This window comes from Xanthobacter cornucopiae (genome assembly GCF_043195065.2).
In the GTDB taxonomy this organism is placed as follows: Bacteria; Pseudomonadota; Alphaproteobacteria; order Rhizobiales; family Xanthobacteraceae; genus Xanthobacter.
Window position 1 is genome coordinate 1333904 of sequence record NZ_CM195531.1, and the last position, 23504, is coordinate 1357407.

25 protein-coding genes are annotated in these 23504 nt (G+C 68.0%); 12 read left to right on the forward strand and 13 right to left on the reverse strand.

What is annotated here, in order from left to right:
- Positions 1-123 precede the first annotated feature (123 nt).
- Positions 124-1053 (reverse strand): LysR family transcriptional regulator, encoded by a 930-nt coding sequence (locus V5F53_RS05985; protein WP_393997232.1) that lies wholly within the window; start codon positions 1051-1053, stop codon positions 124-126.
- Between the two features lie 124 nt (positions 1054-1177).
- Between V5F53_RS05985 and V5F53_RS05990 the strand changes: the two genes are divergently transcribed.
- Positions 1178-1549 carry a winged helix-turn-helix domain-containing protein gene (locus tag V5F53_RS05990; protein ID WP_393997231.1) on the forward strand — a complete coding sequence of 124 codons (372 nt, stop codon included), beginning with the start codon at positions 1178-1180 and terminating at the stop codon, positions 1547-1549.
- A gap of 11 nt (positions 1550-1560) precedes the next feature.
- Here V5F53_RS05990 and ccmB read toward each other — a convergent pair whose 3' ends face one another.
- Together ccmB and ccmA are read right to left on the reverse strand one after the other, a co-directional pair.
- Positions 1561-2229: a heme exporter protein CcmB gene (gene ccmB, locus V5F53_RS05995; RefSeq protein ID WP_393997368.1), complete on the reverse strand. Its 669-nt coding sequence runs from the start codon at positions 2227-2229 to the stop codon at positions 1561-1563.
- Positions 2229-2882, reverse strand: coding sequence for a heme ABC exporter ATP-binding protein CcmA (gene ccmA / locus V5F53_RS06000; protein WP_393997230.1), 654 nt, complete (start codon positions 2880-2882; stop codon positions 2229-2231). The genes ccmB and ccmA overlap by 1 nt, the downstream gene beginning before the upstream one ends.
- A gap of 165 nt (positions 2883-3047) precedes the next feature.
- On the opposite strand from ccmA, the gene acnA reads away from it, so the two are divergent.
- The 3 genes from acnA to V5F53_RS06015 all read left to right on the forward strand — a co-directional run bounded on the left by acnA (position 3048) and on the right by V5F53_RS06015 (position 7498).
- Positions 3048-5744, forward strand: a complete 2697-nt coding sequence (gene acnA / locus V5F53_RS06005; RefSeq protein WP_393997229.1) for an aconitate hydratase AcnA — start codon at positions 3048-3050, stop codon at positions 5742-5744.
- A 196-nt stretch (positions 5745-5940) separates the two neighbouring features.
- Entirely contained in the window at positions 5941-6675 is a 735-nt protein-coding gene (locus tag V5F53_RS06010; protein WP_393997228.1) for a DUF1223 domain-containing protein, read from the forward strand.
- Positions 6676-7183: 508 nt separating this feature from the next.
- Complete coding sequence (locus tag V5F53_RS06015) at positions 7184-7498, forward strand: DUF2794 domain-containing protein (RefSeq protein ID WP_393997367.1); 315 nt, start codon at positions 7184-7186, stop codon at positions 7496-7498.
- Between the two features lie 220 nt (positions 7499-7718).
- On the opposite strand, the gene irrA is transcribed toward V5F53_RS06015, so the two are convergent.
- Entirely contained in the window at positions 7719-8255 is a 537-nt protein-coding gene (gene irrA, locus V5F53_RS06020; protein WP_393997227.1) for an iron response transcriptional regulator IrrA, read from the reverse strand.
- 288 nt (positions 8256-8543) lie between these two features.
- Between irrA and V5F53_RS06025 the strand changes: the two genes are divergently transcribed.
- Positions 8544-9053 carry a disulfide bond formation protein B gene (locus V5F53_RS06025; RefSeq protein ID WP_393997226.1) on the forward strand — a complete coding sequence of 170 codons (510 nt, stop codon included), beginning with the start codon at positions 8544-8546 and terminating at the stop codon, positions 9051-9053.
- Positions 9054-9101: 48 nt separating this feature from the next.
- On the opposite strand, the gene V5F53_RS06030 is transcribed toward V5F53_RS06025, so the two are convergent.
- The 3 genes from V5F53_RS06030 to V5F53_RS06040 form a co-directional block, all read right to left on the reverse strand.
- Complete coding sequence (locus tag V5F53_RS06030) at positions 9102-9659, reverse strand: HNH endonuclease (RefSeq protein WP_393997225.1); 558 nt, start codon at positions 9657-9659, stop codon at positions 9102-9104.
- Positions 9660-9775: 116 nt separating this feature from the next.
- The gene (locus V5F53_RS06035; protein ID WP_393997224.1) at positions 9776-10474 is read right to left on the reverse strand and encodes an alpha/beta hydrolase; all 699 of its coding nucleotides are present in this window, start codon (positions 10472-10474) and stop codon (positions 9776-9778) included.
- A gap of 33 nt (positions 10475-10507) precedes the next feature.
- The gene (locus tag V5F53_RS06040) at positions 10508-11158 is read right to left on the reverse strand and encodes a DNA-3-methyladenine glycosylase family protein (RefSeq protein WP_393997223.1); all 651 of its coding nucleotides are present in this window, start codon (positions 11156-11158) and stop codon (positions 10508-10510) included.
- A 55-nt stretch (positions 11159-11213) separates the two neighbouring features.
- Here V5F53_RS06040 and gluQRS point away from each other — a divergent pair, with 55 nt between their 5' ends.
- Positions 11214-12149 carry a tRNA glutamyl-Q(34) synthetase GluQRS gene (gluQRS, locus tag V5F53_RS06045; protein WP_393997222.1) on the forward strand — a complete coding sequence of 312 codons (936 nt, stop codon included), beginning with the start codon at positions 11214-11216 and terminating at the stop codon, positions 12147-12149.
- On the opposite strand, the gene V5F53_RS06050 is transcribed toward gluQRS, so the two are convergent.
- Together V5F53_RS06050 and V5F53_RS06055 are read right to left on the reverse strand one after the other, a co-directional pair.
- Positions 12128-13066, reverse strand: a complete 939-nt coding sequence (locus V5F53_RS06050; RefSeq protein WP_393997221.1) for an AEC family transporter — start codon at positions 13064-13066, stop codon at positions 12128-12130. The two genes, gluQRS and V5F53_RS06050, sit on opposite strands and share 22 nt — an antisense overlap.
- 56 nt (positions 13067-13122) lie before the next feature.
- The gene (locus V5F53_RS06055; protein WP_393997220.1) at positions 13123-13413 is read right to left on the reverse strand and encodes a hypothetical protein; all 291 of its coding nucleotides are present in this window, start codon (positions 13411-13413) and stop codon (positions 13123-13125) included.
- A gap of 385 nt (positions 13414-13798) precedes the next feature.
- On the opposite strand from V5F53_RS06055, the gene V5F53_RS06060 reads away from it, so the two are divergent.
- Both V5F53_RS06060 and V5F53_RS06065 read left to right on the forward strand, forming a co-directional pair.
- Positions 13799-14005 carry a hypothetical protein gene (locus tag V5F53_RS06060; RefSeq protein WP_393997219.1) on the forward strand — a complete coding sequence of 69 codons (207 nt, stop codon included), beginning with the start codon at positions 13799-13801 and terminating at the stop codon, positions 14003-14005.
- A 67-nt stretch (positions 14006-14072) separates the two neighbouring features.
- Complete coding sequence (locus V5F53_RS06065; RefSeq protein ID WP_393997218.1) at positions 14073-14666, forward strand: SCO family protein; 594 nt, start codon at positions 14073-14075, stop codon at positions 14664-14666.
- An 84-nt stretch (positions 14667-14750) separates the two neighbouring features.
- Here the strand turns inward: V5F53_RS06065 and V5F53_RS06070 are convergent, their stop codons facing one another.
- Positions 14751-16682: a glycosyltransferase family 2 protein gene (locus tag V5F53_RS06070; protein ID WP_393997366.1), complete on the reverse strand. Its 1932-nt coding sequence runs from the start codon at positions 16680-16682 to the stop codon at positions 14751-14753.
- Positions 16683-16882: 200 nt separating this feature from the next.
- Here V5F53_RS06070 and V5F53_RS06075 point away from each other — a divergent pair, with 200 nt between their 5' ends.
- Entirely contained in the window at positions 16883-17761 is an 879-nt protein-coding gene (locus V5F53_RS06075) for a transporter substrate-binding domain-containing protein (protein ID WP_393997217.1), read from the forward strand.
- On the opposite strand, the gene V5F53_RS06080 is transcribed toward V5F53_RS06075, so the two are convergent.
- Positions 17755-18360, reverse strand: coding sequence for a TetR/AcrR family transcriptional regulator (locus V5F53_RS06080; protein WP_393997216.1), 606 nt, complete (start codon positions 18358-18360; stop codon positions 17755-17757). The genes V5F53_RS06075 and V5F53_RS06080 overlap by 7 nt on opposite strands.
- A 115-nt stretch (positions 18361-18475) precedes the next feature.
- Here V5F53_RS06080 and V5F53_RS06085 point away from each other — a divergent pair, with 115 nt between their 5' ends.
- Both V5F53_RS06085 and V5F53_RS06090 read left to right on the forward strand, forming a co-directional pair.
- Positions 18476-18694, forward strand: a complete 219-nt coding sequence (locus V5F53_RS06085; protein ID WP_393997215.1) for a hypothetical protein — start codon at positions 18476-18478, stop codon at positions 18692-18694.
- 50 nt (positions 18695-18744) lie between these two features.
- Complete coding sequence (locus V5F53_RS06090; RefSeq protein ID WP_393997214.1) at positions 18745-20427, forward strand: lysine--tRNA ligase; 1683 nt, start codon at positions 18745-18747, stop codon at positions 20425-20427.
- 213 nt (positions 20428-20640) lie between these two features.
- Here V5F53_RS06090 and V5F53_RS06095 read toward each other — a convergent pair whose 3' ends face one another.
- Positions 20641-21873, reverse strand: coding sequence for a diguanylate cyclase domain-containing protein (locus V5F53_RS06095; protein ID WP_509212970.1), 1233 nt, complete (start codon positions 21871-21873; stop codon positions 20641-20643).
- 369 nt (positions 21874-22242) lie between these two features.
- On the opposite strand from V5F53_RS06095, the gene V5F53_RS06100 reads away from it, so the two are divergent.
- Positions 22243-22878: a peroxiredoxin gene (locus V5F53_RS06100; RefSeq protein ID WP_393997212.1), complete on the forward strand. Its 636-nt coding sequence runs from the start codon at positions 22243-22245 to the stop codon at positions 22876-22878.
- Positions 22879-22978: 100 nt separating this feature from the next.
- On the opposite strand, the gene V5F53_RS06105 is transcribed toward V5F53_RS06100, so the two are convergent.
- Positions 22979-23410 (reverse strand): CBS domain-containing protein, encoded by a 432-nt coding sequence (locus V5F53_RS06105; RefSeq protein ID WP_393997211.1) that lies wholly within the window; start codon positions 23408-23410, stop codon positions 22979-22981.
- Positions 23411-23504 lie beyond the last annotated feature (94 nt).

Genomic DNA, 23504 nt, shown 5'->3' on the forward strand with positions numbered 1-23504 from the left:
CATGGGGTGGGCGATGGCCGGCGGAGCCCGGACCCGGCGTAAGGCCCCCGGCGGATGCGAGCTGGGCACGCGGTCGGCATCGCCGGCCGGCCGCCGCAGCGCGAGAAGGCTCCGGCGTTCGTTTCAGGCGGGTTCGTGCCGGTGCAGGTCGGCGGGCGCGGCGGCGGGCTCGGCGCGCGGCTGGGCATGGCGCAGCAGCGCCGCCGCCAGGGGGGCGGGGGGATCGCGATCGGGAATGACAAGGCTGACGGCGGAGCGCCGGTCCGGCTCCACCAGGGGCCGGGCGGCCAGGCCCGCCGGGAGATCAATCGCCTCGACATAGCTGTGGGGCACGATGGAGCACCATCCGCCGCCCCGCACCTGCGACCACACCGCCGGGAAATCCCCCACCTCCAGCCGGGGTTGAGAGGACAGGCCGAGGGTGGCAAGCACCGAATCGACGATGCGCCGGGTCTCGGTATCGGGCGTCAGCAGGCACAGGGGATGATTGGCGGCCTCGGCCCAGGCGATGGCGTCGCGGTGGGCCGCCGGTGACCGGCCCAGGAACACGTAGCGTTCCTCATAAAGCGCCGCCGACCGCACCCGGTTCAGCGGATCGAGGGCGCCGAGGGTCACGGCCGCGTCCAAATCCCGCTCATCAAGGCTGCGCTGGACCTGGCCGGCGCGGAGCGGCTGCACTTGCACCCGCACCTTCGGATGGCGGGCGCAGAAGCCATTGAGCAGGGGGGAAAGCGCCGGCATCGCCGAGGCCACCGCGCCGATGCGCAACAGGCCGCACAAGCCCTGCGTGGTGCCGGACAATTCCTGAAGCAGCCCGTCGTAATCGGCCACCATGCGCCGGGCCCATGTCAAAACCCGCACGCCCTCGTCGGTCAGCCCCAGGAAACGGTGGGAGCGAATGACCAGCGGCAGGCCCAGTTCCTCCTCCAGCCGCCGAATGCCGGCCGACAAGGTGGGCTGGGAAACCTGGCACACTCCGGCGGCGCGCCCGAAGTGCCCCTCGCGCGCGACGGCCACGAGATATTGCAACTGCCGCACGAACATGACCGCCATTCCCTCTGCCTGCCCGCCCACGTTATATGTGCAAGGGAATAGCGACAAGGTGTGTCCGCATTTGTTAGAGTGGTTCCGCGCGGGTCGGCCACGGATGGCAGGCCGCGCCGGGCGGGAAGGCACGATGGCTTCGCTGAGTGTGAGAATTGACCTGAAACCGGGCAGCCGCATCGGGCCGGGAAAGATCGAGCTGCTGGAGAAGATCGCCGCCTTCGGCTCCATCTCCGCCGCCGGACGCGCCATGAGCATGTCCTATCGCCGCGCCTGGGAGCTGGTGGAGGAGATGAACGGCCTCTTCCCCTCCCCGCTGGTTTCGGCGCGCACCGGCGGCAAGCATGGCGGCGGCACCGCACTCACCCCGCTGGGTCTCGCCGTGGTAACGAGATACCGAGCTATCGAGCAGGCCGCCACCGAGGCGGCCCGTCAGCACCTGTCAGCACTGCAAGCGGAGCTGGCGGCGGCGGAGCCGGCGGCGCAGGCGGACCCCCTGCCCTGAGCCTGGGGCGCTCAGCCGCGCGCCGCCCGCAGGGCCGCCGCGGCCGCGACCGGCCCCAGCACCACGGCGAACAGGGCCAGCCCCAGCAGCACGCGGAATGGCGTGCCGAACGGCACCGGGCCGGTGACGGCGGAGGTGGTGGCGGCCACGGCGAAGATCAGCACCGGAATGGCGAGCGGAATCACCAGCACCGCGATCAGCAGCCCGCCGCGCCGAAAGGCACCGGCAAACGCGGCGCCGATGAGGCCGAGGAAGGTGACCGCGGGCGTGCCCACCAGCAGCGTCAGCACCACGGCGCCGATGGCGGCCGGCTCCAGGTTCAGCATCAGCGCCAGCGCCGGCGCCGCCACCACCAGCGGCAGGCCGGTGGCGATCCAGTGGGCAAGGCCCTTGGCGGCGGCGGTCAGTTCCAGGGGCAGCGTCGAAAGCGTGAGCGCATCCAGGGAGCCGTCCTCCGCATCGGCCGAGAACAGCCGTTCCAGGCCGATCAGGCTGGCGAGGAGCGCGCCGATCCACAGAATCGCCGGGCCGATGCGCGCCAGCAGCACCAGGTCCGGCCCCACCGCGAACGGCACCACCGTGACGACCGACAGGAAGAACACCACGCCGAGACCGGCACCGCCGCCGGACCCCACGGACAGGGCGAGATCGCGCCGCACCACGGCGAAGAAGGCGTTCATCATGACTCGAACTCCGCTTCGGTGGCGAGCAGGGCGCGCCCGGACAGCTGCAACTCATCGCTTTCGCCGAGATCGAGGGGCGCATGGGTGGCGGCCACCAGCACCCCGCCGGCCGCCAGATGCGCCCGGCCGAACGCCGCAAAGCGGGCCTGGGCCCGCGCGTCCAGCGCCGTGGTGGGCTCATCCAGCACCCAGGCCGGCCGCCGCGAGACCAGCAGGCGGGCGATGGCGAGGCGCCGCTTCTGTCCGGCCGACAGCACTGACGCCTTGAGCCCGCCCAGCCCGCCCAGCCCCACCTCCTCCAGCGCGTCCTCCACCCCAAGGCCGGTGGGGCCGAGGACCTGGCGCCAGAACGCGAGGTTGGCGCGGACGGTGAGCGCCCCCTTCACGGCATCGTCATGGCCGAGATAATGCAGATGCTCCCGCAGGCTGGAGTCGGCGGCGGCCCCCTCCAGCCTCACCTGTCCGGCCGTGGGCGCCAGGAGGCCGGCCAGGATCCGCAGAAGAGATGATTTTCCGGCCCCGTTCGGGCCGGTCACCACCAGCGCCCGGCCGGAACGGGCGGAAACGTCAAGCTGCTCGAAAAGCAGCTTGAATCCGCGGCGGCAGCTCAGTTTTTGGCCAGCGAGGGCGGCTATGGAAAAAACTGTCATGACCCCTGCTTTGGATGCATTGCGAATTCCCTGTTCTTAGCGCATGACCGCGCTTTGAAATGGCTCTATAAAGCCGCCGAACCGCACCTTTCGAGGTGGTGGGGTGCCGCTCCGACCACCTGTGATTTTTGGCGTTGATCGTCATTGCAACGGAGAGAACGCGCCGTGACATCCCTCGACAGCTTCAAGTGCCGCACCACCCTGAAGGTGGACGACCACGAGTACGTCTATTACAGCCTTGAAGCCGCGGAGAAGAACGGGCTTGAGGGCGTGTCCCGCCTGCCCTTCTCCATGAAGGTGCTGCTGGAGAACCTGCTGCGGTTCGAAGACGGCCGCTCGGTCACCAAGGACGACATCCTCTCGGTCGCCGACTGGCTGAACAACAAGGGCAAGGCGGAAAAGGAAATCGCCTATCGTCCCGCGCGCGTGCTGATGCAGGATTTCACCGGCGTGCCGGCCGTGGTGGACCTTGCCGCCATGCGCGACGCCATGGTGGCCCTCGGCGGCGACCCGGCCAAGATCAACCCGCTGGTGCCCGTCGACCTCGTCATCGACCACTCGGTGATCGTCAACTACTTCGGCTCCGACAGCGCGCTGAAGAAGAATGTGGACGAGGAATACAAGCAGAACCAGGAGCGCTATCGCTTCCTGAAGTGGGGCCAGAACGCGTTCGACAACTTCCGCGTCGTCCCGCCCGGCACCGGCATCTGCCACCAGGTGAACGTCGAATACCTCGCCCAGACCGTCTGGACCCGCGACGAGAAGATCGACGGCAAGAAGGTGGTTGTTGCATACCCAGACACACTGGTGGGCACCGACTCGCACACCACCATGGTGAACGGCCTGGGCGTGCTCGGCTGGGGCGTGGGTGGCATCGAGGCCGAGGCGGCCATGCTCGGCCAGCCCATCTCCATGCTGATCCCCGAGGTCATCGGCTTCAAGCTCGATGGCAAGCTGAAGGAAGGCATCACCGCCACCGACCTTGTGCTCACGGTCACCCAGATGCTCCGCAAGAAGGGCGTGGTGGGCAAGTTCGTGGAGTTCTACGGCCCGGGCCTTGACCACCTGTCCCTCGCCGACCGCGCCACCATCGCCAACATGGCCCCCGAGTACGGCGCGACCTGCGGCTTCTTCCCCGTGGACGGCGAGACCATCGCCTATCTGGAAGAGACCGCCCGCAAGGACAGCCGCGTGAAGCTGGTGGAGAAGTACTCCAAGGCCCAGGGCATGTGGCGCAAGAAGGACACCCCCGATCCGGTGTTCACCGACACGCTTGAGCTCGACCTCGACAGCGTGCTGCCGTCGCTGGCCGGTCCCAAGCGTCCCCAGGACCGCGTGCTGCTGTCCGACACCAAGAGCGGCTTCCTGACCTCTCTCGAAGGTGAGTTCAAGAAGCCCGGCGAGGCGGACAAGCGCGTGCCGGTGGCCGGCACCGACTATTCGGTGGGCCATGGCGACGTGGTGATCGCCGCCATCACCTCCTGCACCAACACCTCCAACCCCTCGGTCCTGATCGCCGCCGGCCTGCTCGCCAAGGCGGCGGTGAAGAAGGGGCTGAAGTCCAAGCCGTGGGTCAAGACCTCGCTGGCGCCGGGCTCGCAGGTGGTGGAAGGCTACCTGAAGGCCTCCGGCCTGCAGGAAGACCTCGACGCCATCGGCTTCAACCTGGTGGGCTTCGGCTGCACCACCTGCATCGGCAATTCGGGCCCGCTGCCGGAAGCCATCTCCGAGGCGATCAATAAGAACGACCTCGTGGCCGGCGCCGTCATCTCCGGCAACCGCAACTTCGAGGGGCGCGTGAACCCCGACGTGAAGGCGAACTACCTCGCCTCCCCGCCGCTGGTGGTGGCCTACGCCCTCGCCGGCTCCCTCCAGATCGACCTGACCACCGAGCCGCTCGGCACGGACAAGGACGGCAAGCCGGTGTTCCTGAAGGACATCTGGCCGTCCAACAAGGAGATCAACGACTACATCCGCGAGAACATCACCCGCAAGATGTTCAAGGAGAAGTATTCGGACGTCTTCAAGGGCGACGAGAACTGGCAGAAGATTGAGGTTCCCACCGGCCAGACCTATGCTTGGCAGGATGCCTCGACCTATGTGCAGAACCCGCCCTATTTCGTGGGCCTGCAGAAGGAGCCGGAGGCGGTCAAGGACATCATCGATGCCCGCATCCTCGGCCTGTTCCTCGATTCCATCACCACCGACCACATCTCGCCCGCCGGCTCCATCAAGCAGGCTTCGCCGGCCGGCAAGTACCTGATCGAGCACCAGGTTCGCCCGGTCGATTTCAACCAGTACGGCACCCGTCGCGGCAATCATGAGATCATGATGCGCGGCACCTTCGCCAACATCCGCATCAAGAACCAGATCGTGCCGGGCGTGGAAGGCGGTGTCACCGTCCATTATCCCGACGGCGAGCAGCTGGCCATCTACGATGCGGCCATGAAGTACAAGGCGGAGGGCGTCCCGCTGGTGGTGTTCGCCGGCAAGGAATACGGCACCGGCTCGTCCCGTGACTGGGCGGCCAAGGGCACCAAGCTGCTCGGCGTGCGCGCCGTGATCGCCCAGTCCTTCGAGCGCATCCACCGCTCGAACCTGGTGGGCATGGGCATCGTGCCGCTGGTGTTCAAGGACGGCGAGAGCTGGCAGACCCTCGGCATCAAGGGCGACGAGATCGTCACCCTGAAGGGCATCGAGGGCGACCTGAAGCCCCGCCAGATCCTCACCGCCGAGATCAAGTTCGCCGACGGCACCGTGAAGAGCGTCGACCTCATCTGCCGTATCGATACGCTGGATGAGCTCGATTATTTCCGCAACGGCGGCATCCTGCCGTACGTGCTGCGCTCGCTCGCGGCCTGACGTCAGCTTCAACCAACATGGCCGGCCCGGAGCGATCCGGGCCGGCTTTTTTTGGGCCGGCCGACGGACGGCTCTGGCCTTCAAGCCCATACAGGCGGTGACACCCCCAGGTGGTGACACCCCTTTGTGACTGGTCGCGGCGCACCATGTCGGCTATCCCGGAAGCAGCTTCCTTTCAGCATCGACCATTGCGAAGATGATATTCTCCCGCGCTGCGCTCGCTTTCGCCCTCACGCTCGTCGCCCTGCCCGCCGCCGCGCAGAGCCAGCCCAAAGCGGTGGTCGAGCTGTTCACGAGCCAGGGGTGTGCCTCCTGCCCGCCGGCGGATTCATTGCTGCAGGAACTGGCCAAGGACCCGCAGATCATCGCCCTCACCATGCCGGTGGACTATTGGGACTATATCGGCTGGAAGGACACACTCGCGCTGCACGGCCACTCCGTGCGCCAGAAGGCCTATGCCGAACGGCGGGCGGATCACAAGGTGTTCACGCCCCAGGCGGTGGTGGACGGTGTCCATGCCGTGAAGGGCAGTGATCGCGCGGCGTTGCAGCGCGCCATCATGGGTGACCCCAGCGGCGGGCGATCCCTGACCGTCCCCCTCACGGTCCGGCAGAACGGCAACCTGCTGGAGATCGAGATCCCGGACTCGTCCCTTCCGCCGGAAGGCGCCGAGCTTTGGGCCTGTCCGGTGGCAAGCACCAAATCGGTGACCATCGGCCGCGGCGAGAACACCGGTCGTAGCATGACCTATGCCAACGTAGTGCGTGGCTGGGTCAAGATCGGCCCCTGGACCGGATCCAGCCAGCGCCATCGTGTGAAGCTGAGCGACCTCAGCCTCGACGAAGCTGATTCCGTCGCGATCCTGCTTCAAGCCGGTACCGCGACCGCCCCCGGCCCGATCCTCGGCGCCGCGCTTCTGTCCCTGGAATAACGCCGGCACGCCGACTCAACGCTCCCGACCGCCGAAGCCGCATGACGCCGTTCCGCTGGAAAGCGGCCGTCCGTCTGCCGCTGGGGCAAAAAAGAAGCCGCCCGGATGGGCGGCTTGAACTTGGGGGTCTGAAGTCGATGCGCAGCAGTGGCCGGTTCGGATGCACCCCGGGGGGCTGGGGGGCTGGGATAGACCGGAGCGCTTCACGAACCGGCCCTGCTACGAGAAGGACTATCCCTCCGCGCCACGGCAAGCGATGGGCCGAAATTCGGCGACACTGTGATTCAGCTAACGTTGGCGTGATCACGCTTAATGCTACTATGGCACCACTCAGCCTCTCGCGCCGGCTATAGAAGAAGCTTGAACGGGCTGGCCTGGGCAGCGATCATGGCTGCATTGGACATGCTGCGGCGCACGCACCCTTGCGGAAGGAAAGGCGATGGGAGACATCGAGCCCATAAGCGCGGCCCTCAAAGGGACGGACCCCCTTGCCGATCAAAGAGGGGGAATGCGCACGCCCGCTCTCGCGGTGCAGGTAACCTTCGATCGCAGGGAACTGGATCGCATCCTCGATCTCTACGGACGGATGGTGGCGCTCGGTGAATGGCGCGATTATGCGATCGACTTCACCCGCGACAAGGCAATCTTTTCCATCTTCCGTCGCGCCCTGGACGTGCCGTTGTATCGCATCGAAAAGGATCCACGCCTGGCGCGGCGCCAGGGTGCCTATTCGGTGGTGTCGCAAACCGGCCTGATCCTGAAGCGCGGCCATGAACTGGCGCGCGTGCTGGCGGTTCTGGAAAAGCCGCTGCGGGAAGTCTGAGGCGAGAGGCTCCCGCGTGGTCGCCGATCCCGCCGATCGTATCGCACGATCAGCGGCGAACCAGCTCCTACCGGGCTGATCCTGGCGTCCCATTCAAAAAAACGCGTGCCCAGCTGCCCCTCATCCCCGAGGGCACCTTGGCACGCGTTTCTTAAACAACCGCGGCACACGAAGGGGTGCCGCGGTTGATGCGCAGTCAGAGAGGAGCGCGCCGCCCCTGTCAGGAGGCGCGATGACTCTTGCGGCGCAGGCGCACGACCACGTCGACGCGCGCCACCTCATAGCCCTCGGGAGGCTCCGGCAGCAGGTTCACCGTCACGTCGCTCGCGGGGATGTCGACCAGATCGTTCTGGCCTTCCAGATAGAAATGGTGGTGATCGGACGAGTTGGTGTCGAAATAGGTCTTCGACCCATCCACCGCCACTTCCCGCAGCAGGCTGGCTTCCGTGAATTGGTGCAGCGTGTTGTAGACAGTGGCCAGAGACACGGGGAAACGGGCCTTGATGGCCTCCTCGTGCAGGATTTCGGCGGTCACATGCCGGTCGCCCTTGGCGAACAGCAGCCAGCCCAGCGCCAGGCGCTGGCGGGTCGGGCGCAACCCCACTTCGCGCAGCATCTCGCGCACGTCATGGAACGGACAGCCGGTGCGGCGCGCGACTGTGATGTCACGCAGCTGGGCAACCGGAAGGGCGGGCTCGTCATGGCCTTCGCTGCTCTGGGCAACGGGAGTACCGAAGGCGGATCGGGATCGGGGCATCTCGTTCATTTCGGTCTGCAATCTTCGTAGCTACCACCAAAATATGCCAGCGGAGGGGAAACGCAATGCGAATGCCTCCGAAGACGACTAGCAACTTATACCGCATGTTGCGGTGCGGAGCCATACCGGCAGCGTGAGTAGGAATAACTCTAAGGTAACCGCGTGCCGCACAGGTCACACCTGCGGCATCGCGGCGCCCGGCCGTGGACAGCCGGCCCGGCTCGGTCTATCGCCAGCGCGGCGCCCGAAGGCGCCGCAGTCCGGCATGTCACAGACAGAGGCCCCCGCGTGATCGCCCGCCCGTTCCTTTCCTTGCACTCGCCCGCGCCGGCGGCCTTGCTGGTGGCGGCAACCTCGGCATTCGCCCTCGCGGCGGCGTGGTTCTTTCAGCTGGTGGTGGGGCTGGCCCCCTGCCCGCTCTGCCTCGACCAGCGGATTCCTTATTATATCGGCCTTCCCTTGGGACTGGTGGCGTTCGTCCTGCTGGCGCGGGGGCAGACTCGCACGGGCCGCGCGCTGCTGGCCCTGCTGGCGCTGCTGATGCTCGGCAACATGGGGCTCGCCCTTTTTCATGCCGGCGTCGAGTGGCGTTTCTGGCCCGGTCCGACGGCCTGCACCGGGGCGCCGACGGTGGTGACGGGGGATATTCTGTCTGCCCTGAAGGGGGCCCGCGTACCACGCTGCGACGAGGCGGCATGGCGCCTGTTCGGCCTGTCCATGGCCGGGTGGAATGCACTGATCGCGGCGGCGCTGGCCGGTATCGCCGGCCGCGCAGCGGCGACAGGTCGCACGCTCTGAATCCGCCTGTTCGGCGCATCAGCGCCATGCGCAGACGCGGTGATGCGCTCAGGGATCGAGCTCGGTATCCCAATAAAGATAGTCGAGCCAGCTCTGGTGCAGATAATTGGGCGGGAAATGGCGGCCGTTCTGGTGCAGGTCGTGGACGGAAGGCTGATACGGCATCTGGGCCGGCCACATGTCCAAGCCCCCGGGCATATGACCGCCCTTGCGCAGATTGCAGGGGGAGCAGGCGGTCACGATATTTTCCCAGGTGGTCTGCCCGCCCCGGGAGCGCGGAATAAGGTGGTCGAACGTCAGGTCCTCGCGCGAGCCGCAGTATTGGCAGGAAAAACGATCGCGCAGGAAAACATTAAATCGGGTAAAAGCGGGTTGTCGCGTGGGTTTAACGAAGGTTCTTAAAGAAACGACACTCGGCAACCTGATCTCTAACCCCGGACTTCGTACCGCCTTGTCATAATATTCGACAATGTTTACGCGTTCCAGAAATGCCGCTTTTATGGCGTCCTGCCATGACCAGACAGATAAGGGGTAATAGCTCAACGGGCGGTAGTCCGCGTTGAGCACGAGGGCTGGCCATGCGCCTGATGACAAAGCAGTGGTCAATGACCGAACTCCTCGTCCTCTCCCATCGAATCGAGCCGGTCGATCACGATGTGCGGCGATACTCTATAGCGACCGTGTCAGTGTTGTGAAGGCGCGCGCCGGGCCGGTGCCGGCGCTCACCGGCCCTTGGCGCCCAGGCATTGGGCCAGGAAGGCGCCGCCAAGGGCCAATTCCGCCTCATCGATTCCGTGGCCGAGCCCGGGGCTCAGGTGCCATTCCACCGGCACGCCGGCGGCGGCCAGCGCCTTGGCCGAGCCGAACAGGGCCTGGGCGGGAATCACCTCGTCGTCCTCGCCGTGCATCATCAGGATGGGGGGCGGATCGCGGAAGGGGATGGAACGCGGGGTGGCGGCGTCCACCCACATGCCGGAGAAGGCCACGACGCCCGCCGGCCGGAAGTCATCGGCGAGTCCGGCCTTCAGTGCCATCATCGCTCCCTGGCTGAACCCCACCAGAGCGAACCGCTCCGGCGGCAGGCTCAGCTTCGCCAGCTCCGTCTCGAGGAAGGCGCGCAGGAGCGGCGCCGCCGCCTCGGCCCCTCGCGTCAGTTCATGCGGGTCGCGGAACGTGAGGGGAAACCACTGCCGGCCCACCGGTGCCTGGCCGCACGGCTCCGGCGCGTGGGGAGAAACGAAGGCGGCGCGGGGCAGCAGGCTGGCCCAGGCATGGCCGAGGTCGATCAGGTCCCGTCCATCCGCACCATAGCCGTGGAGCAGCACCACCAGGGCCTCGGGCGCCCCGCCGGCCGCCGGCCGCAGGCGCGGGCCGTCGAGAATGGGTTCGTCCAGGGAGACACCGTCGAGAGGAAAGGACATGGCACCGCGCCCCCGGGCATGGATCGAATCAAGTCAGGCCGGCGCCCCGGCGCGGGCGCGGCACGTGCCATAATAGGCCCACAGCAGGTGCGCGGCTACGCCCCTGAGCGGACGCCACTCCTCCGCGACGGCCAGAAGCCCCGGCTCGGTGCAGCGCCCGCCCAGCGCGAAGCCGTCGCCCAACGCCACCTGCAACGCCAGGTCGCCGCTGGGAAACGCATCGGCCCGGCCAAGGCAGAACAGAAGGTAGAGATCGGCTGTCCAGCGGCCGACGCCGGGCAGCCGGATCAGTTCGGCCACCGCTGCCTCCGATGAAAGATGGGCGATCCGCTCCAGGTCCGCCATGCCGCTGGTGACCGCACCGGCGATTCCCGTGAGCGTGCGGATCTTGGGCGCCGAGAGACCGGCCTGCCGCAGCAGCTCCGGAGCAGCGGCAAGCATGCCCGCAGGGGTCACGACCCCGCTCAGCGCCAGCTCCAGGCGCTCCGAGATGGCCCGTGCGGCCGCCACCGAGAGCTGTTGTGCCACCACCAGGCCCACGAGACCGCCAAAGCCAGGCGGACGACGGCGCAGCGCGGGGACGCCGGTGGCGCGGGCGAGCGGCTCCAGGCGCGCGTCGAGGGCGATGAGGCGCGCGAACGCCGCCGCGAAAACGCCCTGGTCTCTGAGGATGACATCATCCATGACGCGTGTTCCTTCTCGGACATCCGGCGGACGCCCCGTGATATGCCAGGGCATCATGACTCGCCCTCCCGGTCCCTTCGTCTGCCGCTTCGCGCCCAGCCCCAACGGGCGGCTGCACCTCGGCCATGCGTATTCGGCGATGGTGAACGAGGCCGCGGCCCGCGCGGCCGGGGGCACCTTCCTGTTGCGCATCGAGGATATCGACGCCACCCGATGCCGTGCCGATTACGAAGCCGGCATCCTGGAGGATCTCGCCTGGCTGTCGATCATCCCCGATGCGCCGCCGCGCCGGCAATCGGAGCATTTCGCCGACTATGCGGCCGCCCTCGCCGCGCTGGAGGCACGGGGGCTGGTCTATCCCGCCTTCGAGAGCCGGAGCGACATCCTGCGGGCCGTGACCGCGCGCGAGGCCGCGACCGGCGCGCCCCATCCCCGCGACCCGGACGGGGCCCCGCTCTTTCCCATCCCGCGCGCGGCAGTGTCTGAGACGGCCCGGGCGGCGCGGCGGGCGGCCGGCGAGCCGTTCGTGCTGCGGCTCGACATGGCGCGGGCGCTGACCACGCTGCCGGCGCCCCTGACCTGGCTGGAGGCCCAGGACGCGCCGGATGGACCGACGGTGCCCGTGCCGGCCGACCCGGCGGCCTGGGGCGACGTCATCCTGGCGCGGCGGGAGGTGCCGACCTCCTATCATCTGTCGGTGGTGGTGGACGACGCGGCCCAGGGCATCAGCCATGTCATCCGCGGCCAGGACCTGTTCCACGCCACGGCGGTGCATCGCCTGCTGCAGCATCTGCTGGGCCTGCCCTCCCCGGTTTATCACCACCACCGGCTGATCCTGGATGAGAGTGGCCGCAAGCTCTCCAAGAGCCACGATGCCACCAGCCTCGCGGCGCTGCGGGCGGCCGGCGTGACGGCCCGGGAGATCCGCGCCCGGCTGGCGCCGCCGGTCCTGGCACGGCCCGGGATCGGTCAGCCGACACCGAGCACGTAGAGCCAGAAGGCGACAGTGACGACCGCGCAGGCAGTGGAGAGCGACACCGCGCTGGTGGTGGTGCCCACGGCGACCCCGTAGCGCTGCGCCAGCAGATAGCCGTTGATGCCTGATGGCATGGCCGCGAACAGCACCGCCACGCCCGCCCATACCGGCGGCATGGGAAAGATGAGCGTGAGGCCGAACACCGCGGCCGGATGCACGATCAGCTTGAGCGCGCTGATGAGGACGGGCGGGCGCATGTCGCCGGTGACGCCATAGTGCCGCAGCGACAACCCGAGCGAGATGAGGGCGCAGGGCGTCGCCGACGCGCTCAGCAGGTCGACCAGCTGCTTGGGAATGCCGCTCGCCTGCACCCCCGACACCTGGGCAAGCCCGCCGGCATAGATACCGACCAGAATAGGGTTCAACGCCAAAAGCTTCACCAGCCGGATGATGGTGACCCGGGAAAAGCCGGCGCTGCCCTCCAGCAGGATCGTGGCGGCGATCATCATGACCGGCAGGTGGATGGCGATGAGCAGGAACAGCGGCACCGCGCCCGGCTCGCCATAGGCCTTCAGGATCAACGGCACGCCCACGAACACGGTGTTGGCCTGCCCGGCGGCGAAGCCGTGAATGACCGATTCCTGGTGGCCGCGCCGGAACAGCCGGCGCGCCGCCAGCATCGCCAGGCCGAACACCAGGAACGCGCCGGCGAAATAGGAGATCCAATAGCCCCAGGGCTGGGCCTCCGGCAGCCGGGCTTCGGACAGGGTGCGAAAGATGAGCACCGGCAGGGCCAGGTTGTAGACATATTCCGCCAGCCCGTCGGAAGCCCTGGCGCTGATGAGGCCGAAGCGGGCCACGCCGTAGCCGATGGCCACCATGCCGAACACGGGCAGCACGATGACGGCGATGTCGGCGATGATGGAGAACATGGCGTCCACTGTGGTTCTGGGGCGCCACGCCGGCGCAGCGCCGGGAAGGGAACGGGTCAGGCGGCGGCGTGCACCGGGGCTTCGCCGACGTGCTCCAGGACGGCGCGAAACACCACGGGCATGACGGCGAGACGCATCTTCAGCCGCTCCGCCAGATCAGCATCGGCATGGAAAGCGAGCGACAGGCGCAAGGCCTCCGCCTCCACCTCGCTGTCCATGCGCAGTGGCAGGACATCATGGACGACGAACGGCTCAAGCAGACGCAGCAGGACATTCGCGGCGGGCTCGGCCTCCACCACGAGGCGATGGAGCGCAGCGCCGGCAGGCGCGGAAAGAGTGGTGAGCATGAGGGGACTTCCGGACAGAACGGACGCTGCAGCGTCGCGGGCCACGACATCTCGCACCGAAGTCATGGCGCGGAGAGGCGGGCCGAAGGGAGCTTAAGACCGACGCATCATTCTTTACCCCGGCCGACACAGTCGACCGGGTGGGGAATTCGCCGCGCAACGGGGGCGAAGCCCGAACGATGGAGTCCGGAAACACGCATGCGTTAATCATAGAGCGGCGTTGGAGAGGGCGTCAACATGCCACTCTCCGCCGGGTGCGGATGCGACGCGCCGACGCCTTCCCTGACCGCGCGCAAGCGTGAACAGCCGGCTTCGCCACCCGCTTGGCGGGCGGCGGGCGGGCGGCTACGGTAAAGGGGAGATTCCCGCGATCAGGATACGGTTGATGCGCCCGGCCGGCCCCGCCCCCACTGCCCTGCCCCCTGCGGCCGCGCCGCCGCCCGCGGCGCAGCGGCTTTGGCATGGCATCGGCGTGGCGGCGATGACATCGGGGGGCGTTGCGCTGCTGGCGTTCGCGCTGGTGCTGTGGTGGCGCCATGGCGCCACCGTCTTCTTCGATGTGCTGTCGGCCGGAATCGCTTCGTGTCTCTAGCGGCGCGCACCCGGCTCCGCCGCCTCCCGTTGCCCCTCCCCCTTCTCCCTCTCTGCCCCATAGAGCCATGACGCCCCGCACCAAGCTTCTGACCCTTTTCGGCGCCTTTGCCGCCGGAGCCCTGATCCTGGTGGCCGCGGTCACGGCGCTGGTGCCGGGTCCGGCGCCAAGCGAAACCACCGGCGCGGCAGTCGGCGGTCCTTTTGCGCTGGTGGACCAGAACGGAGCTCCGGTGACCCAGGCGGCACTCAAGGGCAAGCCGACGCTCATCTTCTTCGGCTTCACGCACTGCCCGGACGTGTGCCCCACGGCGCTGTTCGAAATGTCCGAGATCTTCGGCGCGCTCGGCCCCGATGCCGACAAGGTCCAGGCGTTCTTCGTGTCCGTGGACCCCGAGCGCGACACGCCGCCGATCATGAAATCCTATCTGAGCAGCTTCGCGCCGCAGCTCCGCGCTCTCACAGGCACCCCGGAGGCGGTGGACGCCATGAAGAAGGCGTACCGGGTCTATTCGCGCAAGGTGCCCCTGACCGGCGGCGATTACACCATGGACCACACGGCGGTCGTGTACCTCATGGACAAGAACGGGACATTCGTGGCGCCATTCAATTCGAAGCGTCCACCGGCGGATGCGGCGGCCGAGCTCAAGCGTTACTTCTGATACCATCGGCCCCGGTCTTCGAGCGGTGCCAAGTCGGTCAGCTCAAGCGCCGCCCGGTCCGGACCAAAGGCCCATGAGTCAAGATCATGGGCCTTTGGTATGACCCGCCGGCCGCGTGCCGGCGGCACGGTGAGTCGAAAGTCCGTGCGCGGTCTTCTCCCAGTGGTAGGGGCGGCGGACCAGCTCGAACAAGGCGCGCCAGGCGGCCAGCGACAGCAGCAGCCAGTAGAGCGGAATGCTCCAGAGCAGGCTGGCCCGCAGCCGCTCCCCCCGGCGCCGCAGGCCGGTGGCCATGGTGATGGCGGTGCCGCCGTAGCCCACCGCCAGGGTCACGTAGGTGAGAGCCGAGGTGAGCACCTCCGCCCAGGTGGTGCAGGGCTCGCCGAGCACGCCCCACGCCAGATGCCAGCCCAGCACCGCGACACAGAAGGGGTGCAGCAAGGCGGAGGCGAACGGCCCGGCCGTGAGCACCGCCACCGCCGCCGTGCCGCGCCAGCCGAGATCGCGCACCAGGCGGCGCGGGGTGCGCCCATGCACCAGCAGGGTCTGGGCCCAGCCCTTCAGCCACCGGGTGCGCTGGCCGAGCCAGGCCTGCCACGTCACCGGCGCCTCCTCGAAAGTGCTGGAGCCGATCACCTCGGTGCGCCATCCGGCGCGGGCGAGCCGCACGCCCAGGTCGGCATCCTCCGTCACATTGAAGGGGTCCCAGGCGCCGAGCCCCTCCAGCACGTCGCGGCGGAAGTGATTGGACGTCCCGCCGAGCAGGATCGGCAGCTTCAGCGCGCTCAGCACCGGCAGCAGCACATCGAACTGGCCGGCGTATTCGGCGGCGAAATGACCGCTGATCCAGCGTTCGCCGCCATTGTCGATGCACAGCCGCGCCTGCACGCACGCCACCCGGGGCCCTCCCCTGCGGAATGCGGCCAGCGCCCGCTTCAGCTGGTCTTCCTCCGGCTGATCCTCGGCGTCGAAGACCGCCACATAGCGGCCGCGGGCATACGTGAGCGCCACGTTGAGGGCCTTCGGCTTGGTGCGCGGCCCGACGTTGGGCACCGCGACTTCCTCCATGTGCGCGGGCAGCCCGACGGCGGCGATGGCGGCCCGCGTCTCCGCGTCGTCGGCCTCCACCACCAGCTTGATGTCCAGCTTCTCCGGCGGATAGTCCAGCGCCCGCATGGCTGCGACCAGCCGGGGCACGCTGGCGGCCTCCTTGTAGAGGGGGATCAGCAGGCTGTAGACCGGCAGGTGGCGGTCCTCGAAGTCCGGCGCCGGCTCATCCTCGAGCGCGTTGAACCAGCAACCGGCGAGCCGGAACGCGAGCCAGGACAGGAAGATCAAGGACAATGCCGCCTGCGCGGCGAGCACGGTGACCGAGGGCGACACGACCCAGCCCGCCGCCGCCACCGAAATCAAGACCATGGCGAGCCAGGACAGCAGGCGCGTGGCGTCGAGCGCCCCAGCCGACTTGGCCGGCGCGCCGTCGCGGAAGGAGAAGGCCGCGTCATGGGCGATGGCGGCGCCGGCCAGCGTCGTCACCTGCCGCCGCAGGGCCGGTGGAGAAATAAGGCGCGTGCGGGCGCGCAGGCCGGGATCCGCTTTCAGGGCGCGCGCCAGGCGGGTCACCGCGCGGCCCCGCACGGCCACCGTGAACTCCACGCGACGACCGTGATCGAGCCCGGCGCAGATCCCGGTCTGCAGCAGGGCGCGCGCCCAGGCCGCGACCTCTCCGGGCCCGGCGGGCGACGGCGGCGCCAGCCCCTCGATCCACGGGACAACCGGCAGGCCCAGATGCCGGGCCAGGGTGTCGGTCGCCGCCGTGTCGCTCACCTCCGTGTTGCTCACCTCCGTGTTGCTCACCTCCGTGTCGCTCACCTCCGTGTTGCTCACCTCCGTGTTGCTCACCTGGTCCCGGCATCGCAGCACCTCGTCGGCGCCGACGCCGACCCGGCGGGCGCGGGCGAGCACCGCGGCGAGGACGGACGGGGACAGCGTCGGCGCGAACGCCGCAAGTTCCACGGGCAACGGGCGAACGGCGCCCGGCCCGGCGGACGATCGCTCATCTGACGCGCGCGGCCACGCCCCCTTGCCCGCGCGCAGTGCCTCGCCCACCATGCCGCCCCCGACCGCCTGTGACGCAACCGAAGGGTATCATAAGCATCATGGCACGACTTGCTTTCTTCAGCCTGCGGTTGCTTTTTCCGCGCGGGGGACACGGCATGCTGCCGGTCCTGGCGGTGGCGCTGTCGATGCTGTGGGGCGCGCCGGGCGCCGATACCGCGCGCGCGGAAGCGCCGCGCCCCGATGCGCCGACCCAGGGACTCACCGGCGCGGTGGTGGTGCCGAACTTCTGGAACGCTGAGCGCCGGCTGGAGCGGCCCGACGCGGCCGACCTGCCGAAGGAACTGCGGATCGTCACCTCGGACGACTATCCGCCCTTCAACTTCCTCAATGGCGACGCCATCCTGTCGGGCTTCAACGTGGATCTGGCGCGGGCCATCTGCGCCGAGCTGCAGGTGGCCTGCGTCATCCAGGCCGTGGCGTTCGACAGCCTGCTGGACGCCATGGAGCAAGGACGGGCCGACGCCGCCATCGCCGGCATCGCCGCCACTCCCGCCAATCGGGCCGCTCTGGACTTTTCCGAACGCTATCTCGGCACGCCGGCCCGCTTTGTCGCCCGCAAGGGCCAGGCGCCGGCCGTCGCGATCCCCGAAACCGTCGCCGACAAGAAAATCGCCGTGGTGTCGCGCACCGCGCACGAAGCCTATCTGCGGTCGTTCTTCAACGAGGCGGCCATCCGCCCCTACCCGGATCTCAAGACCGCCCAGGCGGCGCTCCGCAATGGCGAGGCCGACCTGCTGTTCGGCGACGGCATCGGCCTGTCGCTCTGGCTCAACGGCACCGATTCGGCCGGCTGCTGCGTGTTCGTCGGCGGAGCCTTCACGGAAAGCCGGTTCTTCGGCGACGGTTTCGCCGTCGCGGTGAAATCCGGCAATGACAAGCTGCGCCATGCCCTCGACTACGCGCTGCAACGCATCTGGGAAAAGGGGGTCTACACCGACCTCTATCTGCGCTGGTTCCCGATCGGCTTCTATTGACGGCGGGCGGCCAGGGTCCGTGCCACGATCTCGATGCCCTCGGGATCGTCGGCGATGCGATCCGTCAGCAGGTGCACCCAGTTGAAGCCGATGTAGAGCGTCAGCAGATGCTCCACCGCCTGCGGCTCGATCTCGCCGCGCGCGGCGGCCTCCTCAAACATGCGCCGCACATCCTTCAGCCGCTGCGGCAGGAACTTGTCGCGCAGGGCAACGAGCGCCGGCGCGCTGGCCTGGGCCTCGGCGATCAGCGCGCGAAAGGTGCGGCCCGAGGGCGTGTCCCGCCAGAATGCCCACAGGGCGCGGGTATAGGCCAGCAGATCGCTCCACAGCGCCCCTGTGCGCGGCGGCGCCAGGGTGGCGCTCTTCTCGGCGCTGTAGACGTCGATGAACAGATCGGCCTTGGTGGGCCACCAGCGATAGATGGTGGGCTTGCCCGCCCCGGCGCGGCGCGCCACCTCCTCAATGGAGAAGCCCGCATAGCCCCGTTCCGCCAGCAGCGCCCGCGCCGCGTCCAGGATGGCCGCTTCCGCCTCCGGATTGCGCCGGGCGCCGATGGAGGCGCGCCGATGGCCCGCCGCGGCTGTCGTGTCACCGGTCATGCTGCACCGCCTTCATCACGTTCCCGCATTGCGGGCCTTGATAAACGGAACGGATCGTATATATCAAACGCCGATAACGAAACGATCCGTTTCGTTAAATCGGTGAGTGCCAGCCATGATCCGCCTGCCTTCCATGTCTCACCTGCGTTTTCTCGGCTTGATGATGATCGGCGCCTATCTGCTGATCAATCTCATCCTGGGCCTTTTGTCGCCGCTCACCGCCGGCTGGCCGGTGTGGGCCACCACCTTGTGCGCGGTGCCGCCGATGGTGGTGGGCATGGTGCACGTGGTTCTGCCGCTGGCGCGCCAGCGGGTTGCCGCGCGTGCGCGTTGACGCCACCGCCGCACCTTCCTAAGTATCGCGCTCCTTGTCTGGAGCCTGTCATGACTGAAGCCTCGTCCGCCTTTGCTGTTCCGGCAGATCTTGCCGGCGAGCTGAAGCGCGTCGCCGAGACGGCCACCGCCTGGCCGTTCGAGGAGGCACGCAAGCTGGTGGAACGGCTGAAGCGCAAACCCGAGGGCGCCGCGCCGCGCGAGGTGCTGTTCGAGACTGGATACGGGCCCTCGGGCCTGCCGCACATCGGCACCTTCGGCGAGGTGGCGCGCACCACCATGGTGCGCCACGCCTTCCGTATCCTCACCGAGGACAAGGTGAAGACCCGGCTGCTGTGCTTCTCCGACGACATGGACGGCATGCGCAAGATTCCGGAGAACGTGCCGGACCCGGCGGCGCTGAAGCCCTATCTTCAGATGCCGCTGACCAAGGTTCCGAACCCGTTCGGCGGCGATTATCCGAGCTTCGGCGCGCATAACAACGCCATGCTCCGCCGCTTCCTCGACACCTTCGGCTTCGATTACGAATTCGCCAGCGCCACCGACTATTATTTTTCCGGCAAGCTGGACCCGGTGCTGCTGAAGGCGGCCGAGAAGTACGACGAGATCATGGCCGTGATGCTGCCGACGCTGGGAGAAGAACGGCAGGCCACCTATTCGCCCTTCCTGCCCATCTCGCCCACCTCGGGCCGGGTGCTGTATGTGCCGCTGAAGGCGGTGGACGCCAAGGCCGGCACCATCACGTTCACCGACGAGGATGGCGAGGACAAGACCGTTCCCGTCACCGGCGGGCATGTGAAGCTGCAGTGGAAGCCGGACTTCGGCGCCCGCTGGGCCGCGCTCAATGTCGATTTCGAGATGTTCGGCAAGGACCACCAGACCAACGCACCGGTCTACGACAAGATTTGCGAAGTCCTTGGCGGCGTGGCTCCGGAGCACTTCGTCTACGAGCTGTTCCTTGATGAGAAGGGGCAGAAGATTTCGAAGTCGAAGGGCAATGGCCTGACCATCGACGAATGGCTGACCTATGCGAGCCCGGAGAGCCTTGCCCTCTACATGTTCCAGTCGCCCCGCTCCGCCAAGAAGCTGCACTTCGACGTGATTCCGAAGGCGGTGGACGAATACTTCAACTTCCTCGCCCGCTATCCGCAGCAGGACTGGAAGCTGCGGCTGGGCAATCCGGTGTGGCACATCCATGCCGGCAACCCGCCCGTGATCGACATGCCAGTGTCCTTCACCATGCTGCTCAACCTCGCCTCCGCCTCCAACACGGAGGATGAGAACGTGCTGTGGGGCTTCCTGCGCCGGCACGTGCCGGGCGTCTCGCCGGAGAGCCACCCCAAGCTCGCTCAACTGGTGGGCTACGCGGTGAAGTATTTCCATGACTTCGTGAAGCCCAACAAGGTGTTCCGTAGCCCGGACGATGTCGAGCGCGAGGCCCTCGCCAAGCTCGACGCCGCCCTCGCCGGCTTGCCCGAAGCCGCCGGTGCCGACGACATCCAGGCCGCGCTCTATGACGTGGCCCGGCCCTTCCCCCGCTATCAGGACCTGAAGGCCAAGGGCGCCACGCCCGAGCGGCCGGGCGTCTCCGTCGAGTGGTTCAACACCCTCTACCAGGTGCTGCTGGGCCTGGCGCGGGGGCCACGCTTCGGCTCGTTCGTGGAAATCTACGGCGTCCCGGAAACCCGCGCGCTGATCGCCAAGGCCCTGGCGGGAGATCTCGCCGCCGCGTGACGCTCCCGCCCTCCTCCCCCGCCCGGGCGGGGGAGGAGCCCCCGGCTTCGGCACCGCTTCTGCATGGTCGCGAGGCGGCCCCTCCGGATGCCGTCCGGTTCCCGGCCCCCTTGGGTTCAGCACGCGGCCAGTCCGCGGCGTGCACGCAAGGGGGCCGGTGTGGACCCCCACGCGTCAAGGCCGTTCCGGCCGGCGCGGGTCAGGGTTCCGTGCTCATCGGGGCTGCACGGCCCCGGCCACCACGAAGCGGTTTCGTCCCGCGTCCTTGGCGGCATAGAGGGCGGCATCGCCGGCGCGCAGCAGGCTTTCCACGCAAAGCTCATCGGTGACGGTGGCCGGGGCGGCGATGGCGATGCCGATGCTCAGCCCCACGGTGATCGCCGTATCCTGAAAGGAGATGGGTTGCGCCATCGCCTCGATCAGTTGCGCGGCGCACCCCTCCGCCGCCTCCAGCGGCGCGTCGCCCGGGGCCATGACAATGATGAATTCGTCACCGCCGAGCCGGGCCACCAGGTCTCCCCGCCCGCAGGCCAGATTGAAGCGGTCGGCTGCGGCCCGCAGGACAGCGTCGCCCGCGGCGTGACCGTGGGTATCGTTCACCTGCTTGAAGTGGTCGAGATCAATGCAGAGCACGGCGAAGCCGGTGCCAGCCCGGGCGGCGCGGCGCACCTGCGTGTCCAGCCGATCCTGCAGCAGGCTGCGGTTTGCAAGGCCGGTCAGCGCGTCGTGCGTCGCCAGGTGCTCCAGGCGGAGCTCGGCCGCCTTGCGCCGGGAAATGTCACGCACCGAGACCACGTAGCCGTCGGGCGCACCAGTCGCCTTGTCGTACGTGAGGCGGATGAAGGCCTCGATCCAGACCCACCCCCCCTGCTTGTGGCGCTGGCGCTGCTCGCTGCGCCCCACATCGATGTGCCCGCCGCGGATCTGGCCCATCAGCGCCTGAAAGGCGGGGAGGTCGTCCGGATGGACGATTTCCGCCGCTCGCCTGCCCACCAGTTCGTCGGGCGTGTAGCCCAGCAGCGCATGCACCGCTGGCGAGACATAAAGACGAACGCCATCAAGATTGCCGCGCACGATGGTATCCGTGGAATTGTCGGCCAGCAGGCGATACAGGCTCGCTTGCTCGCAGGCGCTCACGGCCACGGCCTCAAGGCGCAGGTGGGACGTGGCGATGGCCCCGAGGTCGGCAAGCTGGCGCCGCTGGAGGTCAGAAAGCGCGCGCGGCGCGGGGTCGCTCACGATCAGCACCCCCAGCAGGGCCGCGCCCGGCCCATCGGCGCGCAGCGGGACCACCGCGCAGAAACGCGCCCTGCCCGCCACGCTGCCCGATACCAGGGCCGCAAGCAGGGCCGAGAGCCGGGAATCGCCCGATGGGTCGCCCGCCAGCACTCCGTCCCCGGATGGGGCGGTCCGCCGGCAGAACTCCGCGAGTTCGGCCGCGCCCATCGCGCCACCGGCTCCGTCACGAACGCAGACCGATGCGACATCAAGCAGCGCACACGCGGTGCGGCAGAACGCATCCCATGCCGCACCCGGAGGACGACTCTCCTGTCCCACCATCTCCTCGGCTTCACCTGCATCCCGCATCGGCCCGACATGACCGCCAATGGGCCGGATCACCCTAGGATAAGGTCAGCGGCCTTTCCACCAGGCCGACATCACGGAGCCGTCTGTCCCCCCGTTTTCCCGGCAGTCCGCGCAGCCGGCGCGCCGGATCCCCTTGCGGAAGGCCTGGGGCATATTTTCAATTCAAGTTTACAGATTTGGTGGTATATTGGGCCATTGACGCTTTTCATGCGTGAATTGGAGTGCGATATGAGCTTGCGCCTTGGGGATGTTGTCCCGGATTTCACGGCCCAGACCACCGAAGGGCCTATCAGCTTCCACGAGTGGCTCGGCGACAGCTGGGGCATCCTGTTCTCCCACCCGAAGAACTTCACCCCGGTGTGCACCACCGAGCTCGGCCAGGTCGCTCACCTCAAGGGTGAATTCGACAAGCGCGGCGTGAAGGTGCTCGGCCTGTCGGTGGACACCATCGAGAACCATCCGGCCTGGGTGCAGGATATCAAGGACGCCACCGGCGCGAGCCTGAACTTCCCGCTCATCGCCGATTACGACAAGAAGGTGTCGGGCCTCTATGACCTGATCCACCCCAACGCCAGCGACACCGCCACCGTGCGCTCGGTGTTCATCATCGGCCCGGACAAGAAGCTGAAGCTGTCGATCACCTATCCGGCCTCCACCGGCCGCAATTTCCAGGAAATCCTGCGGGTGGTCGATTCCCTGCAGCTCACCGCCAAGCACTCGGTGGCCACCCCGGTGGACTGGAAGTCCGGCGACGATGTCATCATCGTGCCCTCGCTCTCCGACGAAGCCGCCAAGGAAAAGTTCCCCGAGGGCTGGAAGGCCGTGAAGCCCTACCTGCGCGTGGTGGCCCAGCCCGGCAAGTGACCGTGCCGCAGGCGGCATCGCCGGCGCGCCTCGGGTGACCGCCTCCCAAGCCGGGGCGATCCCTTCTCCGGTCGGCTCCCGCAGCCGACCGGAGCCCATGTCAGGCCGACATGATGTAATCGCGCATGGCGGCGTGCTCGCGCTCCATTTCCTCGACGCGGTGCTTCACCACGTCGCCGATGGAGATGATGCCCACCAGCCGGTCCCGGTCCACCACCGGCACATGCCGGAACCGCCCGCGCGTCATGCGCTCCATGATCATCGGAACGGTCTCGTCGGCGGTGCAGGTGACGACCGCGCGGGTCATCACGCTCTCCAGCGGGGCGGAAAGGGCTTCCGTACCCCGCTCGCCGAGCAGGCGCACCACGTCGCGCTCGGAAATGATGCCTTCCACCGCCAGATGCTCATCCACCACCACGATCGCGCCGATGTGGTGCCTGGCGAGGCGCGCCACCGCGTCGCTCAGGGTGGCGCGCGGCGAGATGGTGACAAGATCCCCTGTTTTTTGCTGCAGAATCCGACCCACAGTCATTGGCGTTCGCTCCCTTCGGACGCCGGCCGGGGCCCGGTATTTTCCGGTTGCTTTGACCCGTGCCGGCCTGATCCGTTGAAAATGATCCATCGCC

Excerpts from the sequence above, each read along its gene's own strand:
- V5F53_RS05985 (WP_393997232.1), bottom strand. The coding sequence starts at position 1,053 with ATGGCGGTCATGTTCGTGCGGCAGTTGCAATATCTCGTGGCCGTCGCG.
- V5F53_RS05990 (WP_393997231.1), top strand. The coding sequence starts at position 1,178 with ATGGCTTCGCTGAGTGTGAGAATTGACCTGAAACCGGGCAGCCGCATC.
- ccmB (WP_393997368.1), bottom strand. The coding sequence starts at position 2,229 with ATGAACGCCTTCTTCGCCGTGGTGCGGCGCGATCTCGCCCTGTCCGTG.
- ccmA (WP_393997230.1), bottom strand. The coding sequence starts at position 2,882 with ATGACAGTTTTTTCCATAGCCGCCCTCGCTGGCCAAAAACTGAGCTGC.
- V5F53_RS06010 (WP_393997228.1), top strand. The coding sequence starts at position 5,941 with ATGATATTCTCCCGCGCTGCGCTCGCTTTCGCCCTCACGCTCGTCGCC.
- V5F53_RS06015 (WP_393997367.1), top strand. The coding sequence starts at position 7,184 with ATGCGCACGCCCGCTCTCGCGGTGCAGGTAACCTTCGATCGCAGGGAA.
- irrA (WP_393997227.1), bottom strand. The coding sequence starts at position 8,255 with ATGCCCCGATCCCGATCCGCCTTCGGTACTCCCGTTGCCCAGAGCAGC.
- V5F53_RS06035 (WP_393997224.1), bottom strand. The coding sequence starts at position 10,474 with ATGTCCTTTCCTCTCGACGGTGTCTCCCTGGACGAACCCATTCTCGAC.
- V5F53_RS06040 (WP_393997223.1), bottom strand. The coding sequence starts at position 11,158 with ATGGATGATGTCATCCTCAGAGACCAGGGCGTTTTCGCGGCGGCGTTC.
- gluQRS (WP_393997222.1), top strand. The coding sequence starts at position 11,214 with ATGACTCGCCCTCCCGGTCCCTTCGTCTGCCGCTTCGCGCCCAGCCCC.
- V5F53_RS06050 (WP_393997221.1), bottom strand. The coding sequence starts at position 13,066 with ATGTTCTCCATCATCGCCGACATCGCCGTCATCGTGCTGCCCGTGTTC.
- V5F53_RS06055 (WP_393997220.1), bottom strand. The coding sequence starts at position 13,413 with ATGCTCACCACTCTTTCCGCGCCTGCCGGCGCTGCGCTCCATCGCCTC.
- V5F53_RS06060 (WP_393997219.1), top strand. The coding sequence starts at position 13,799 with ATGCGCCCGGCCGGCCCCGCCCCCACTGCCCTGCCCCCTGCGGCCGCG.
- V5F53_RS06065 (WP_393997218.1), top strand. The coding sequence starts at position 14,073 with ATGACGCCCCGCACCAAGCTTCTGACCCTTTTCGGCGCCTTTGCCGCC.
- V5F53_RS06075 (WP_393997217.1), top strand. The coding sequence starts at position 16,883 with ATGCTGCCGGTCCTGGCGGTGGCGCTGTCGATGCTGTGGGGCGCGCCG.
- V5F53_RS06080 (WP_393997216.1), bottom strand. The coding sequence starts at position 18,360 with ATGACCGGTGACACGACAGCCGCGGCGGGCCATCGGCGCGCCTCCATC.
- V5F53_RS06085 (WP_393997215.1), top strand. The coding sequence starts at position 18,476 with ATGATCCGCCTGCCTTCCATGTCTCACCTGCGTTTTCTCGGCTTGATG.
- V5F53_RS06090 (WP_393997214.1), top strand. The coding sequence starts at position 18,745 with ATGACTGAAGCCTCGTCCGCCTTTGCTGTTCCGGCAGATCTTGCCGGC.
- V5F53_RS06095 (WP_509212970.1), bottom strand. The coding sequence starts at position 21,873 with ATGGGCGCGGCCGAACTCGCGGAGTTCTGCCGGCGGACCGCCCCATCC.
- V5F53_RS06100 (WP_393997212.1), top strand. The coding sequence starts at position 22,243 with ATGAGCTTGCGCCTTGGGGATGTTGTCCCGGATTTCACGGCCCAGACC.
- V5F53_RS06105 (WP_393997211.1), bottom strand. The coding sequence starts at position 23,410 with ATGACTGTGGGTCGGATTCTGCAGCAAAAAACAGGGGATCTTGTCACC.